The organism is Streptomyces sp. EDA2-14, from assembly GCF_054963755.1.
The window spans coordinates 309,754-322,890 of record NZ_JBUEGE010000006.1; the positions used below are offsets into that span (position 1 = coordinate 309,754).

Consider the following 13,137-nt stretch of genomic DNA (forward strand, 5'->3'; position numbering starts at 1 on the left):
CGGCCCCCGTGCAGCGGTCCGGCAGGGGCCGTCAGCCGCGCCGGAGCCGGCGCCGCTCCTTTTCGGAGAGTCCGCCCCACACCCCGAACCGCTCGTCGTGGGTGAGGGCGTACTCCAGACAGCTCTCCCGGATCGGGCACAGTCCGCAGATCGTCTTGGCCTCGCGGACGGAGCTGCCCGGCTCGGGGAAGAAGAATTCGGCACCGGTCTGGGCGCACAGGGCCTGGTCCTGCCAGGTGGGGCCGGCAGGCGTAAGGGTCGTGTTCGCGTACATGCGGTCAGTCTGCCGCCGGTCGAAAAACGTTTGATCAACGCTGCATCAACGGGCGACGGTCGGGCATCACGGACGCCCGAACGGTCATTTCTCCTCGGGGTTCCCCTTCAGCACCGCGAAGCCCGCCCCGAACGGATCCGCCAGCTTCGCGAGCCGTCCGACGCCGGGGATGCTGACCGGCTCGGCGCGCACCGTGCCGCCGAGCTGCTGCGTCCGGTCCGCCGTCGCGTCCACGTCCGGGACGTGGATGTACGGCGTCCAGTGCGCGCCCGCACCGGCCTCCACCGGGTCGCTCGCGAGCGGGACCACGCCGCCGAACATCGCGTTCTCGTCCGTGGCCGGAGGGTTGAGCGTCGTGTACCGACCGCCGGGGAACTCGACGTCGAACGCACCCCAGTCGAAGACCGATCCGTAGAACTGCTTCGCCGCGGGCACGTCCGGGGTGTACAGCTCCACCCAGTTCAGCCCGCCGTCGTCCCTGATGTACTCCAGGCCCTTGTTCTTCCCCGGCTGCCAGATGCCGAAGGAGGCGCCCGCCGGGTCGGTGAAGACGGCCATGCGGCCCAGGTCGAAGACGTCCATCGGCTGGAGCAGGGCGGTGCCGCCGGACTGCTCGACGGCCTTCGCCGTGGCGTCCGCGTCCGCGCTCTGGAAGTACACGGTCCAGCCGGGCTCGCCCTGCTCGGCGGTGACGGTCATGACACCGGCGACGGTGCTGCCTTCGAGCTGGAACATTCCGTAGCCGCCGGCCTCGGGGCCCGCCGACTGGAAGCTCCAGCCGAACAGGCCGCCGTAGAAGGAGATCGCACCGTCCATGTCCGGGGTGCTGAGGTCCAGCCAGTTCGGCGCGCCGTTCACGAACTCTGTAGTGATCATGGGTCCTGCCCTCCTCGTCGAGGGATTTTCTTCCGGACTGCCGAGTCTTGCACCGGGCACTGACAACGCCCTCGCACCACGCTGACCAGGCTTGGTTCAGACCAGAGGACCAAAAGCACCCCGCCTTCAACCGTTGAACGCAAACAAAAGCATGGGAGCGCTCCCTGCGCGAAGTATTGACGCCTCCGGCCTCTCTCGCCACAGTGGGGCTCCCCCACACACCCCCCACATTCAGGGAGTGCTCAACGTGATCTCGCGCAGAATATTTCTCGCCAGTGCCGGAGCGGGCCTCGCCTCCACCGCCGCCGCGCTCACCGTTCCCTCGTGGACCGCGGGCGCGGCACCGACCACTTGTGAACTCGCCCTGGAGAACAAGTCGTTGAGCGGAACGGTGCACGCGTACGTCACCGGCCACGAGAACGGGACCGGAAACTGGGTGCTGCTGCGCTCCGACGGCAGCGTCTACCACCCGGAGTCGCCGAGCGCCCCGCAGACCCCGCTGCCCGTCGACTGCGCCATCCCGCTCGGCGCCGCCGGCTCGGCCCCGAAGGTCGTGACGCTGCCTCAGATGTACGGCGCCCGCGTCTACTTCGTCCGCGACGACAAGCTGGAGTTCTTCCTCAACCCCGGCCCCTCGCTCGTCGAGCCGGCCTTCGCCACGAAGGAGGACGCGAACTACGGCAAGACCTGGGCGTTCGCCGAATTCACCTTCAACTCGGAGCAGCTGTACTCCAACATCAGCTACGTCGACCTGGTCACGGCCCTGCCGATCGGGCTGAAGCTGGAGGGCGACGCCACGCACACCGTGGCCCCGTTCCCGGACGGCGCCATCGACAAGATCGCCTCGGATCTCGCGGCGCAGGCCGCCAAGGACGGGCAGCCCTGGGACAAGCTCGTCATCAAGGGCGACGGCGGCAAGGTGCTGCGCGTGATCTCCCCGCAGAACCTCATGGCCCCGTACTTCGACAAGCCGGACGAGATGCCGTTCCGCGACGTGTGGGACGGCTACATCGACAAGGTGTGGGAGAAGTACGCCTCGACCGACCTGAAGATCGACCTGCAGGGCGGGCGCGGCACCTTCACCGGCCGGGTCAGCGGCGACACCCTCACCTTCAACGGCGGCCACACCTTCACCAAGCCCGCCTCGAAGGACATCTTCACCTGCAACCACGGCCCGTTCGCCAACAACCCGGACGACCCCGACGACAAGAAGGGCATCCTGTCCCGCCTCGCCGCCGGGTTCAACCGCAGCATCATGCTCACGCACGCCGAGCAGCCCAACGGTCTGACGTCCGACGACTACTACAAGGACGCCACGACCAACCACTGGTCGCGGATCGTGCACGCCAACTCGCCCATCGGTTACGCCTTCCCGTACGACGACGTGCAGGCCGACGGTCAGCCGGACGTGTCCGGCGCGGCGCACGACGGCAATCCGCGCCGGTTCACGGTCAGCGTGGGCTCGTAACCCCCTTTAGGGCAGCGCTACTTGGTGGCGTCCTCGCGGATCAGGTCCGCCGCCCGCTCCGCGAGGGCGACCGTCGGCGCGTGCGTGTGGCCGCGCGTGATGCGCGGCATGACGGACGCGTCCACGACGCGCAGACCCTCGGTGCCGCGCACGCGGAGCCGGGGGTCGGTGACCGAGCCCTCGTCTGAGCCCATCCGGCAGGTGCCGACCGGGTGGTAGAGGGTCTCGGCGCCCGCGCGCACCGACCGGGTCAGCTCCTCGTCGTCGACCACGCCGGGGTAGCCGCCCATCGGCCCGGTGTGGTGCGCGGCGAGGGCGCCGTCGGCGAGCAGTTCCTCGGCGCGGCGCACACCGGCGACGAGGGTGCGCACGTCCTCCTCGTGGGCCAGGTAGTCCGGGTCGATCCTCGGCCTGTCGTCGGCGACCGCCGGGGTGATCCGGCCTTCGCTCTTGGGCTGGAGCAGGATCACGCCGACGGTGAGGCCGTGCTCGGTCGGCTCCTCCAGGCCGTGGTTCACGAACGGCACGGGGGCGTAGATCAACTCGATGTCGGGCGCGGCGAGTTCGGGCTTGGTAGCCAGGAAGGCGACGGCCTCCCCGACGTTCGAGGTGAGCGGCCCGCGTCCGCCGAGCAGGAACCGCGCGATGTTGGCGGGCGAGTCCGCGCCGGTGAGCGTCACGGGCTGCGCGGCGCGCACGTTCAGCGCGTACATCAGGTGGTCCTGGAGGTGGCGGCCGACGTCGGGCGATGCGACGAGGGTGTCGATGCCCGCCTCGGCGAGGGTCTCCGGGTCGCCGATGCCCGCCCGTTGCAGCAGTTGCGGCGAGTTGACGGCGCCCGCGGACAGGATCACCTCGCGGGTGGCGCGCAGGGTGCCGGCCGGGATCCCGGAGGCGACGACGCCCGCGGCGCGGGTTCCGTCGAAGTCGATGCGGGTGACGCGGGCGCCTGTGTAGACGTCGAGGTTGGGGCGGCGCGCGGCGGGCTTGAGGTAGCCGTCGGCGGCGCTCCAGCGGCGGCCGCGGTACTGGTTGAGCGGGGTCAGGGCGAAGCCGGAGTGGTCGGCCTGGTTCAACTCGGCCAGTTCGCGCAGGCCTTGGGAGCGGCAGGCGTCGAGGAATGCGGCGGTGGTCGGGTTCGGCTGGCGCGGCGGCGAGATGTGCAGCGGTCCCGCCGTGCCGTACACCGAGTCCCCGCCCGCCTCGCCCTGCCAGCGCTCGGCGCGCTCGAAGTAGCGCACGAACTCGTCGTACGACCAGGGGGTTCCGGCGGCCTCGCCCCAGGCGTCGTAGTCGGCGCGGTGGCCGCGCACCCACATCATGGCGTTGATGGCGGAGGAGCCGCCGAGCGTGTGGCCGCGCGGCCAGTACAACTCCCGGTCGTCCAGGGCCGCTTGCTTGGTGGTCGAGTAGTCCCAGTCGTACAGCGTCTTGAACAGCTTCGGGAACGCGGCCGGGATCCTGATCTCGGTCTTGCGGTCGCGCGGCCCGGACTCGACGAGGGCGACCTTGACGGAGGGGTCCTCGGAGAGCCGCCCGGCCAGCACGCAGCCGGCGGATCCGGCCCCCACGATGACGTAGTCGTACGTACGGTCCTTGCTCAACGCGGGCTCCCTCGACGGTCCGTGCCATGTACAGGTGCGACCGATGCTCTACCGCCCGGTAAGCACTGTCCAGAGCCGGTTGTGCGGGATGAGGGGGGATCGCGTCACGGGGCGGTCACGTTCCGCAGCGTCGGCGAGCGCCGCATCGTCAGCGCGTAGGAGACGCACGCGACGGCCATCCCGACCGGCAGCGCGAGGTCCACGTGGCCGAGGGCGGCGGAGACCGGGCCCGTGAAGTAGAGGGTGTCCACGCACAGCGCGGCCGTCGCGGCGCCCGCCAACAGGGAGAGTGCGCCTGCCCAGTTGACGCCGCCGCGGAACCAGAACGGGCTGCCGGGCGACTCGTCGGTGAGGGCGGGCCCGTCGTAGCGGTTGTGTCGCAGCACGATGTCGGTGGCGTAGATCGCCATGCTCGGGCCGAGCAGGACGACGGTCAGTTGCAGGACGTTGTTGACGGTGTCGAGGAAGTTCGAGACGAGCAGTCCGTACAGGGTCAGCGCGACGGCGGCCGTGCCGTCGAACAGGACGCTGACGGAGCGGCGGATGCGCAGCCCGACGGCCTGGAGCGCGAGGCCCGCGCTGTACGCGGTCAGCGCGTTGATGGCGATGGTGCCGAGGATCAGGGCGAGCAGGAAGACCGGCGTGAACCAGCCGGGCAGGATCTTCTCCAGGGCCGCCTGCGGGTCGGTCATGTCGACGGTCGTCGCGGCGAGCACGCCGAGGGCCGAGACCAGCACTCCCGGTATGAAGCCGCCGAGCGCGGTCCAGCCGACGATCGCCCGCTTCGGCGTCGTACGGGGCAGGTAGCGCGAGAAGTCCGCGCTGGTGGTGTACGACAGCGGTCCCGAGGCGATGAGGGTGACACCGGCCAGGACCGTGGCCCACAGGTCGATCCCGGTGAGGTGGTGTGCGGGTACGTAGCCGAAGTCGGCGTGCCGGACGACCACGACGGCCACGAAGGCGAAGGCCGCGGCGAGGACGAGCGTGATCGGCAGGTACAGCTTCATGATCAGGGCGTGGCCGTAGACGCTGATGGTCAGGGTGAGCGCCGCGATCATCACGATGACGGCGGCCTTCACCCCCGTGTTCACCGGGATCCCGACCTTCGCGACCAGCGAGAACGCGGCGACGGCGGCGGCCGACAGGTTCAGCGCGAAGTAGCAGACGGAGATCACCCAGCCGACGATCGCGTTGTTCACGCGGTTGCCGATGACGCCGAAGAGGGCGCGGGTGATGACCTCGCTGGGGGCGCCGGCCGCGGGGCCGGAGACGGAGAGCCACCCGGTCAGAACCCAGAACAGATTGCCCACGACCAGTACCGCGAGGGCCTGCCACAGGTTCAGGCCCATCAGGATCAGGGCGCCGCCGACGACCAGGCTCAGATAGTTGATGCCGCCCGCGGCCCAGACCGAGAACAACTCGCGCGCCCTGCCGCGGCGTTCGGAGTCGGGGATGTGGTCGATGCCGTGCGCCTCGATGCGGGAGGCCGACTGCCGCTCCGTGCCCGGCGGGCCCGCGGCGCCTTCGGTGTCCGGGTACGGGTCGGGAAGCGTCGACGCCATGGGGCCCTCCGGGGGTGCTGGTCTCGTCCCACCTGCTTGCTTATTGGTCGCACACTCAATAACGTGACGGGCATGTCGTCAAGCGTTGAGCGCAAGCGAATCCGAAAATCTCCGGCCGCCAGACGTGCGGAAATCGTTGCGAAGGCCGCCGAGATTGCGCTTTCCGAAGGTCTGGAGTGCGTCACGCTGCGGCGCATCGGCGAGGAGCTGGACGTGCGTCCGGGGCTCGTGAGCCACTACTTCCCCTCGGCGGAGGAGCTGGTGGCGGAGGCGTTCGGGAGCGCGGCGACGGGGGAGCTCGACGCGCTGCTCCCCGAGGGCGCCGCGGACCCGTCCGCCGCGGAGCGGCTCGCCGGATTCCTCGCCCGGACCTCCGGGCCCGCGTGGGACGACATCAGCCGGCTGTGGATCAACGCGCGCCACCTGAGCCGGTACCGGGACTCGCTGCGGGTCCGGGTCGAGCAGCAGGAGGCGGACTGGCGGGGGCGGCTCACGGGACTCCTCGCGGAGGGCGTGGAGCGGGGCGAGTTCCGGACCGCCGATCCGGAGGTCGTGGCGATGCAGATCCTCGTCGTACTGGACGGGCTCGGCGCGAACGCGGGCGCCGACATGGGGTCGTTGCCGGCGGGGGTCGCGCGGATGGCGTTCCGGGTGGCCGAGGGTCAACTGGGTCTGGCCGAGGGGGCGTTGGACTCGTAGACCGGAACCGGCGTTACGGCCTCGGGGCGCCGCCCCTGACCCCGCTCCTCGATCGCCGGAGGGGCTCGACGTGCCTGAACCATTTCCAGGGAGATCCACCATGCACCACCCCGACCTGATCCTCCTCAACGCCCGGTTCCTCGATCCGGTCGACGGCGGGAGCGGTTCGTACAGTGCGCTCGCCGTCACCGACGGCATCATCTCCGCGCTCGGCGACGACCGGGAGACACGCGCGCTCGCCGGCCCCGGCAGCACTGTCGTCGACCTCAAGGGCGCCGTCGTGACGCCCGGGCTCGTCGACGGGCATCTGCATCCCGTGTCCGGGGCCGAGTTGACCGCCGGTGTCGATCTGTCCCGGTGCGAGAGCCTCGACGACGTACGCGCCGCACTCGCCCGCGCGAAGGAGTCGCTCGCGCCCGGCGCGTGGCTGCACGCCTGGGGGCTGGACCCGAACGTGTTCGGGGAGCGGGCCGTGGAGGCCGCCGCGCTGGCCCCCGTACTCGACGACATCCCGGCTCTGCTCCAGCTCTTCGACGCGCATTCGATGCTGGCGAGCCCGCGCGCCCTCGCACTCGCGGGCGTCGACGGGCCGCGCGCCTTCGACCAGGCCGCCGAGATCGTCTGCGACGCGGCGGGGCGGCCCACCGGGCTGCTCCTTGAGGACGCCGCGTGCGAACTGGTCGAGCGGGCCGCGCCGCGGCCCACCCGCGCCGAGCGCCGCGAACGGCTCGGGCGGACGCTGCGGGAGATGGCCGCGAGCGGACTGACCGGCGGGCACGCCATGGACGCCAATGGCGACAGCCTGGAGCTGTACGAGGAGTTGGACGCCGCCGGGGAGCTGACCGTGCGGCTGCGTGTCGCGCCCTGGTGTCAGCCCGGCGCGGACGCCGACGCCGTGCGCGAGCTGATCCGACTCCAGGAGCGCGGCGGGCAGTTGTGGTCCGTCGACGGCGTGAAGCTGTTCATGGACGGCACCATCGACAACGGCACCGCGTGGCTGGAGCGCCCGGACTGCCACGGCGAGTCGACGCACGCGTTCTGGCCCGATCCGGCCGCGTACACCGATGCCGTCGGAGCCCTGCACCGCGCGGGTGTGCCCACCGCGACGCACGCCATCGGCGACGCGGCGGTGCGGCACGCGCTCGACTCGGTGGCGAAGGCGCGGGCCGGGGCGCCCGGCGACGTACAGCATCGCGTGGAGCACATCGAGACGGTGCCGGACGACACGGTGCGGCGGTTCGCCGAGCTGGGGGTGATCGCGTCGATGCAGCCGACGCACTGCTGCGACTTCACACGGGCCGACCACAGCGACAACTGGTCGCGGCGGCTCGGCGAGGAGCGGGCGGGGCGGGCCTGGCGCTGCCGGGACCTGTGGGACGCCGGGGCGACGGTGGTCCTCGGCTCGGACTGGCCGATCGCACCGTACCCGCCGCTCGGCGTGCTGGCGGGGGCCAGGCACCGGCGGCCGACGCGCGATCTGACGCTGCCGCCGCACGGCCCCGAGCAGGCGCTGAGCGGGATGGAGGCGCTGAGGGCGATGACCGTGAACGCCGCCTATGCCGCCGGTGAGGAGCGGGTCGCGGGGCGGATCGCGGTCGGATTCCGGGCCGACCTCACGGCGTTCGCGGTGGATCCGGCCGCCGCACCGGCGACCGAACTCCCCGACGTACCGGTGCGGTTGACGGTGCTGGGCGGCCGGGTGACGCACCGGGACGCCGCACTGTAGGCCCGGTCAACCGCCTTCGCCCTCCTCGTGCTTGGCGCGACTCGGCTGCACCCGCTTGGGCTCGCCCGGCATCTTCGGATACTCGGGCGGGTACGGCAGGTCGCCGAGCCCGCGGTCCTTCGCGTCCCGCTCGGCCAGCTCCAGGAGGGCGTCGAGGGAGTGCCGCTCCTTGTCCATGTCGGCGTGCACGTCGCCGCGTTCGGCGTACCGCTTCGGCATGGTGACGATGTCGAAGTCACGGGGCAGCGCGTCGCCGAGTTCGTCCCAGGTGAGCGGAGCGGAGACGGGGGCGTGCGGGCGGGCGCGCACCGAGTAGGCGGAGGCGATGGTGCGGTCGCGGGCCGTCTGGTTGTAGTCGACGAAGATGCGCTCGCCGCGCTCCTCCTTCCACCAGGCTGTGGTGACCAGGTCCGGCATCCTGCGCTCCAGTTCACGGCCGCAGGCGATCGCGGCGCGGCGCACCTCGGTGAACGTCCAGCGCGGCTCGATGGGGACGAAGACGTGCAGTCCGCGTCCGCCGGAGGTCTTGGGCCAGCCGCGCAGGCCACCGAAGTCGTGGAGCACGGCGCGCAGTTCACGGGCGGCGTGCACGGCGTCCGCGTAGTCGGTGCCGGGCTGCGGGTCGAGGTCGATGCGCAGTTCGTCGGGGTGATCGGGGTCGTCGCGCCGCACCGGCCAGGGGTGGAAGGTGAGGGTGCCGTACTGGGCGGCCCAGATCACCGCGGCGACCTCGGTCGGGCACATCTCGTCGGCGGTCCGGCCCGACGGGAAGGTGATCGTGGCGGTGGGGATCCAGTCGGGCAGGTTCTTCGGCGCGCGCTTCTGGTAGAAGGACTCGCCGGCCACACCGTCGGGGTAGCGCTCCAGGGTGGTGGGCCGGTCGCGCAGGGCGCGCACGATGCCGTCGCCGACCGCGAGGAAGTAGTTCGCGAGGTCGAGCTTGGTGTACGTCGCCGTCCCGCCGTCGGGGAAGAACACCTTGTCGGGGCTGGACAGACGTACCGGTCTGCCGCCCGCGTCGAGTTCCACTGCCGCACTCTTGCCGCCCATGCGCTCACGCTAGGCCGAAAGGACGTAATGCGCATACCGGGCGATACACGAGCGTAGAGGACAGAATCGGTGCATGGATCTTCCCGTGATGCCACCGGTCAAGCCGATGCTCGCCAAGTCCGCCGCCAGGATCCCCGCCGGGATGCACTACGAGGCGAAGTGGGACGGCTTCCGGGCGATCGTGTTCAGGGACGGTCCGGAGATCGAGCTGACGAGCCGCACCACCAAGTCTCTGACCAGGTACTTTCCCGAGCTGGTCGCGGCGCTCGCCGAGCGGCTCCCGGAGCGCTGCGTGCTCGACGGGGAGATCGTGATCGCGCGCGACGGGCGGCTCGACTTCGACGCGCTCACCGAGCGGATCCACCCGGCGGCCTCCCGCGTGAAGACCCTCGCCGAGCGCACGCCCGCCTCCTTCGTCGCCTTCGACGTGCTGGCGCTCGGCTCCGAGTCCACGGTCGAGCTGCCGCTCGCCGACCGCAGGCCGCTCCTGGAGCAGGCCCTCGCGAACGCCACCGCGCCGCTGCACCTGGCGCCCGCGACCACCGACGCCGACCTCGCGCAGACCTGGTTCGAGCAGTTCGAGGGCGCGGGCCTGGACGGCGTCGTCGCCAAGCCGCTCACGCTGCGCTACCGGCAGGACGAACGGGTCATGCTCAAGATCAAGCACGAGCGGACGGCGGACTGCGTGGTCGCCGGCTACCGCTTCCACAAGAGCGGCCCGGTCGTCGGCTCCCTGCTCCTCGGCCTGTACGACGACGCGGGCGCCCTGCAGCACGTCGGGGTCTGCGCGGCGTTCACGATGAAGCGCCGCACCGAACTGGTCGCCGAGCTGGAGCCGCTGCGCATGGAGTCCGCCGAGGGCCACCCGTGGGCGGCGTGGACCGACGAGGCGGCGCACGAGGGCCGGCGGATGCCGGGCGCGACGAGCCGCTGGACCGGCAAGAAGGACCTCTCCTGGATCCCGCTGCGCCCTGAGCTGGTGGCGGAGGTCGCCTACGAGCACATGGAGAACGGCGCCCGTTTCCGCCACACGGCCCGTTTCCGCCGCTGGCGCCCGGACCGCACACCGGACAGCTGTACGTACGCGCAGCTGGAGGAGCCGGTGACGTTCGACCTGGCGGACGTGCTGCACTGACGGCGCCCGCGTACCGCACATTCCGGGTGATCCGCGCGTTCTCCCGGGTATCCAAGGTGCGTGGACGAGATGCGCAGGCGTGCGGTCGTGGTGGGAGCTCTCGGGATGTTGGCGGCGGCCTGTACGTCGAGCCGGCTGCCCGACGGCGACGGTTCGGCGGCGCCGCGCGCCCCGCTGCTCGCCGTGAAGATCGACAACGTGGGTGCGGCACGGCCGCAGACCGGCCTCGACGCGGCCGACCTCGTGTACGTGGAGCAGGTGGAGGCCGGGCTGAGCCGGTTGATGGCGGTGTTCGGCTCGCGGCTGCCCCAGGTGGTCGGCCCGGTGCGCAGCGCCCGCGAGACCGATCTGGAGCTGCTGCGCCAGTTCGACCAGCCGACGCTCGCGTACTCGGGGGCGCAGAGCGCGCTGCGGCCGTCGATCGACGCGGCGCCGCTGCGGGCGGTGACTCCGGGCGAGGGCGGCGCCGCGTTCTTCCGCGGCTCCGGCAAACCGGCACCGCACAACCTGTACCTGCGGCCCGCGAAGCTGGGCGACCCGGCGGCGGGGGTGGAGGCGGGTAAGGCGGCCGGGTTCGAGTTCGCCGAGCGGACACCGAAGGGCGGCCGGGCGACGACGGAGCACGAGGTGCGCTTCCCTGCCGCCCGGTTCACGTTCAACTGGTCGGCGGAGCAACGGCGTTGGCTGGTGAGCATGGACGGCCGCGCCGCGACGACCGCGAGCGGCGAACGGCTCTCGGCCCCGACGGTCGTCGTCCAGTACGTCGACGTACAGCCCTCACGCTTCCACGACCGCTCGGGCAGCACGACACCGCTGTCCCGCACGGTCGGCGACGGCCGGGCACTGGTCCTGCGGAACGGCCGTTCGTACGACGCACGCTGGCAACGCCCGAGCGCGACGACCGGCACGACGTTCACGAGAGAGGACGACGGCACGCGGCTGGCGTTCGCGCCGGGCCCTGTGTGGGTGGTGCTGGCAAAGGGACCGGGCCCCGGGGGCGATTGAGGCGCGGCGTCCGGGACAGAGCCTTGGGGACCGCAATCCGGGGTCGGCGCCACGGGCACACGAGGTCAGGCCCCCGCCACGACCTCCTCCACCTCGCCCGGATTCCGAAGGCCCTCCGCCGCATCGCACACCCGCTGGATCAGGTCGAAGAACACCGCCCGCTCATCCGTATCGAGCGGCGCCAGGAAGATCTGGTTCATCCGGGCGGTACGCACGGCCAGCTTCTTGTGCGTACGCAGGCCGTCCGGCGTGAGCCGCAGCAGCCAGCGCCGCCCGTCCTGCGGGTCACGGACCTTGTCGACCAGTTCGCGCCGGGTGAGCCGGGTGATCACCTCGGCGATGGTGGAGCGGTCGAGGCCGACCCGCTCCCCCACGGTGCGCTGGTCGAGCCCCGGCTCGGCGACCAGCGCGTTGAGCACGGCGAACTGCGGCGATGTGATCTCCTCGGAGACCATCGTGTTCCACAGCAGATAGTGCGCCTGCTGGAGCCGCCGGGCGAGGTGCCCGGGATGGGCGGCCAGATCCACCGCGGCCATGGCGGTCCTCCGTCTGCAGTCGTTGCGCCGCTGAATACGGCCGTGCACTGAGCAAGGATCCGGTAAGCGGCGCCCGCTTGTCGAGCCCATTCATGCGTTTCCCTTGGAACTCTTGACGGTTAACAGACCCGGTGGCAACGTGAGCGACACCCAAAAAATGCTCAGTGCGCTGAGCAATTCGCGGAGATGAGGCTCGCAGGGATGGACAAGGTTGTCGCCACGGCCGCACAGGCCGTCGCCGATGTGGGGGACGGCTCGTCGCTCGCGGTCGGCGGGTTCGGCTTGAGCGGTGTGCCGAACGTGCTGATCAAGGCGTTGTACGAGCAGGGCACCGGGAACCTGTCGGTGGTGTCGAACAACTGCGGCGCCATGGACTCCGGCCTCGCCGTGCTGCTGTCGGCCGGGCGGATCGCCCGCGTCACCGGCTCCTACATCGGCGCGAACAAGGAGTTCGCCCGCCAGTACCTGGCCGGGGAGATCGAGGTCGAGATGATCCCCCAGGGCACCCTCGCCGAGCGGCTCCGCGCCGGCGGCGCCGGCATCCCCGCCTTCTACACCCCGGCCGGGGTCGGCACCCAGGTCGCCGACGGCGGCCTGCCCTGGCGCTACGACGGCACCGGCGGCGTCGCCAAGGCCTCCCCGCCCAAGGAGGTCCGGGCCTTCGACGGCGTCGAGTACGTCCTGGAGCGCGGCATCCGCACCGACTTCGCGCTCGTCCGGGCCGCCAGGGGCGACCGGCACGGCAACCTGGTCTTCAACAAGTCCACCCGCAACTTCAACCCGCTCGCCGCCCAGGCCGGAAAGATCACGATCGCCGAGGTCGAGGAGCTGGTCGAGCCGGGCGAGATCGAGCCGGACGCCGTGCACCTGCCGGGCATCTTCGTCCAGCGCGTCATCGCCCTGACGCCGGAGCAGGCCACCGACAAGGGCATCGAACGGCGCACGATTTCCGCGCCTCCGGCACGAGGAACGGTGAGCAACTGATGTCCTGGACCCGCGAGGAGATGGCCGCCCGCGCCGCGCGTGAGCTGCGCGACGGCCAGTACGTCAACCTCGGCATCGGCCTGCCGACGCTGATCCCCAACTACCTCGGCGGCGACGTCGAGGTCATCCTGGAATCCGAGAACGGCATCCTGGGCACCGGCCCCTACCCCACCGACGACACGGTCGACCCCGACCTCATCAACGCGGGCAAGGAGACC

13 protein-coding genes are annotated in these 13,137 nt (G+C 71.3%); 7 read left to right on the forward strand and 6 right to left on the reverse strand.

From position 1 onward, the window contains the following. Window positions 1-31 precede the first annotated feature (31 nt). Window positions 32-274 carry a WhiB family transcriptional regulator gene (locus ACY34M_RS19185; RefSeq protein WP_462720419.1) on the reverse strand — a complete coding sequence of 81 codons (243 nt, stop codon included), beginning with the start codon at window positions 272-274 and terminating at the stop codon, window positions 32-34. Between the two features lie 84 nt (window positions 275-358). Then, entirely contained in the window at window positions 359-1,150 is a 792-nt protein-coding gene (locus ACY34M_RS19190) for a VOC family protein (RefSeq protein WP_462720420.1), read from the reverse strand. Between the two features lie 247 nt (window positions 1,151-1,397). Between ACY34M_RS19190 and ACY34M_RS19195 the strand changes: the two genes are divergently transcribed. Continuing rightward, entirely contained in the window at window positions 1,398-2,618 is a 1,221-nt protein-coding gene (locus ACY34M_RS19195; RefSeq protein WP_462720421.1) for a glycoside hydrolase family 64 protein, read from the forward strand. A 17-nt stretch (window positions 2,619-2,635) separates the two neighbouring features. Here ACY34M_RS19195 and ACY34M_RS19200 read toward each other — a convergent pair whose 3' ends face one another. Next, the gene (locus ACY34M_RS19200; protein WP_462720422.1) at window positions 2,636-4,222 is read right to left on the reverse strand and encodes a GMC family oxidoreductase; all 1,587 of its coding nucleotides are present in this window, start codon (window positions 4,220-4,222) and stop codon (window positions 2,636-2,638) included. Between the two features lie 104 nt (window positions 4,223-4,326). Next, entirely contained in the window at window positions 4,327-5,784 is a 1,458-nt protein-coding gene (locus ACY34M_RS19205) for a purine-cytosine permease family protein (protein ID WP_462720423.1), read from the reverse strand. 72 nt (window positions 5,785-5,856) lie between these two features. On the opposite strand from ACY34M_RS19205, the gene ACY34M_RS19210 reads away from it, so the two are divergent. Together ACY34M_RS19210 and ACY34M_RS19215 are read left to right on the forward strand one after the other, a co-directional pair. Further along, the gene (locus ACY34M_RS19210; RefSeq protein ID WP_462720424.1) at window positions 5,857-6,483 is read left to right on the forward strand and encodes a TetR/AcrR family transcriptional regulator; all 627 of its coding nucleotides are present in this window, start codon (window positions 5,857-5,859) and stop codon (window positions 6,481-6,483) included. Window positions 6,484-6,583: 100 nt separating this feature from the next. Beyond that, window positions 6,584-8,209: an amidohydrolase gene (locus tag ACY34M_RS19215; RefSeq protein WP_462720425.1), complete on the forward strand. Its 1,626-nt coding sequence runs from the start codon at window positions 6,584-6,586 to the stop codon at window positions 8,207-8,209. A 6-nt stretch (window positions 8,210-8,215) separates the two neighbouring features. Here ACY34M_RS19215 and ligD read toward each other — a convergent pair whose 3' ends face one another. Further along, the gene (gene ligD / locus ACY34M_RS19220; RefSeq protein WP_462720426.1) at window positions 8,216-9,259 is read right to left on the reverse strand and encodes a non-homologous end-joining DNA ligase; all 1,044 of its coding nucleotides are present in this window, start codon (window positions 9,257-9,259) and stop codon (window positions 8,216-8,218) included. 73 nt (window positions 9,260-9,332) lie between these two features. Between ligD and ACY34M_RS19225 the strand changes: the two genes are divergently transcribed. Both ACY34M_RS19225 and ACY34M_RS19230 read left to right on the forward strand, forming a co-directional pair. Beyond that, window positions 9,333-10,394 (forward strand): ATP-dependent DNA ligase, encoded by a 1,062-nt coding sequence (locus tag ACY34M_RS19225; protein WP_462720427.1) that lies wholly within the window; start codon window positions 9,333-9,335, stop codon window positions 10,392-10,394. Between the two features lie 69 nt (window positions 10,395-10,463). Further along, window positions 10,464-11,399: a DUF3048 domain-containing protein gene (locus ACY34M_RS19230; protein WP_462720428.1), complete on the forward strand. Its 936-nt coding sequence runs from the start codon at window positions 10,464-10,466 to the stop codon at window positions 11,397-11,399. A gap of 65 nt (window positions 11,400-11,464) precedes the next feature. On the opposite strand, the gene ACY34M_RS19235 is transcribed toward ACY34M_RS19230, so the two are convergent. Continuing rightward, window positions 11,465-11,935, reverse strand: coding sequence for a MarR family winged helix-turn-helix transcriptional regulator (locus tag ACY34M_RS19235; protein ID WP_462720429.1), 471 nt, complete (start codon window positions 11,933-11,935; stop codon window positions 11,465-11,467). Between the two features lie 201 nt (window positions 11,936-12,136). Here ACY34M_RS19235 and ACY34M_RS19240 point away from each other — a divergent pair, with 201 nt between their 5' ends. After that, a complete protein-coding gene (locus tag ACY34M_RS19240; RefSeq protein ID WP_462720430.1) occupies window positions 12,137-12,919 on the forward strand; it encodes a CoA transferase subunit A in 783 nt (260 codons plus the stop codon). After that, on the forward strand, window positions 12,919-13,137 hold a 219-nt coding region (locus tag ACY34M_RS19245), incomplete at its 3' end, for a CoA-transferase (RefSeq protein ID WP_462720431.1). The genes ACY34M_RS19240 and ACY34M_RS19245, both read left to right, overlap by 1 nt.

Excerpts from the sequence above, each read along its gene's own strand:
- ACY34M_RS19205 (WP_462720423.1), bottom strand. The coding sequence starts at position 5,784 with ATGGCGTCGACGCTTCCCGACCCGTACCCGGACACCGAAGGCGCCGCG.
- ACY34M_RS19185 (WP_462720419.1), bottom strand. The coding sequence starts at position 274 with ATGTACGCGAACACGACCCTTACGCCTGCCGGCCCCACCTGGCAGGAC.
- ACY34M_RS19225 (WP_462720427.1), top strand. The coding sequence starts at position 9,333 with ATGGATCTTCCCGTGATGCCACCGGTCAAGCCGATGCTCGCCAAGTCC.
- ACY34M_RS19235 (WP_462720429.1), bottom strand. The coding sequence starts at position 11,935 with ATGGCCGCGGTGGATCTGGCCGCCCATCCCGGGCACCTCGCCCGGCGG.
- ACY34M_RS19215 (WP_462720425.1), top strand. The coding sequence starts at position 6,584 with ATGCACCACCCCGACCTGATCCTCCTCAACGCCCGGTTCCTCGATCCG.
- ligD (WP_462720426.1), bottom strand. The coding sequence starts at position 9,259 with ATGGGCGGCAAGAGTGCGGCAGTGGAACTCGACGCGGGCGGCAGACCG.
- ACY34M_RS19230 (WP_462720428.1), top strand. The coding sequence starts at position 10,464 with ATGCGCAGGCGTGCGGTCGTGGTGGGAGCTCTCGGGATGTTGGCGGCG.
- ACY34M_RS19240 (WP_462720430.1), top strand. The coding sequence starts at position 12,137 with ATGGACAAGGTTGTCGCCACGGCCGCACAGGCCGTCGCCGATGTGGGG.
- ACY34M_RS19210 (WP_462720424.1), top strand. The coding sequence starts at position 5,857 with ATGTCGTCAAGCGTTGAGCGCAAGCGAATCCGAAAATCTCCGGCCGCC.
- ACY34M_RS19190 (WP_462720420.1), bottom strand. The coding sequence starts at position 1,150 with ATGATCACTACAGAGTTCGTGAACGGCGCGCCGAACTGGCTGGACCTC.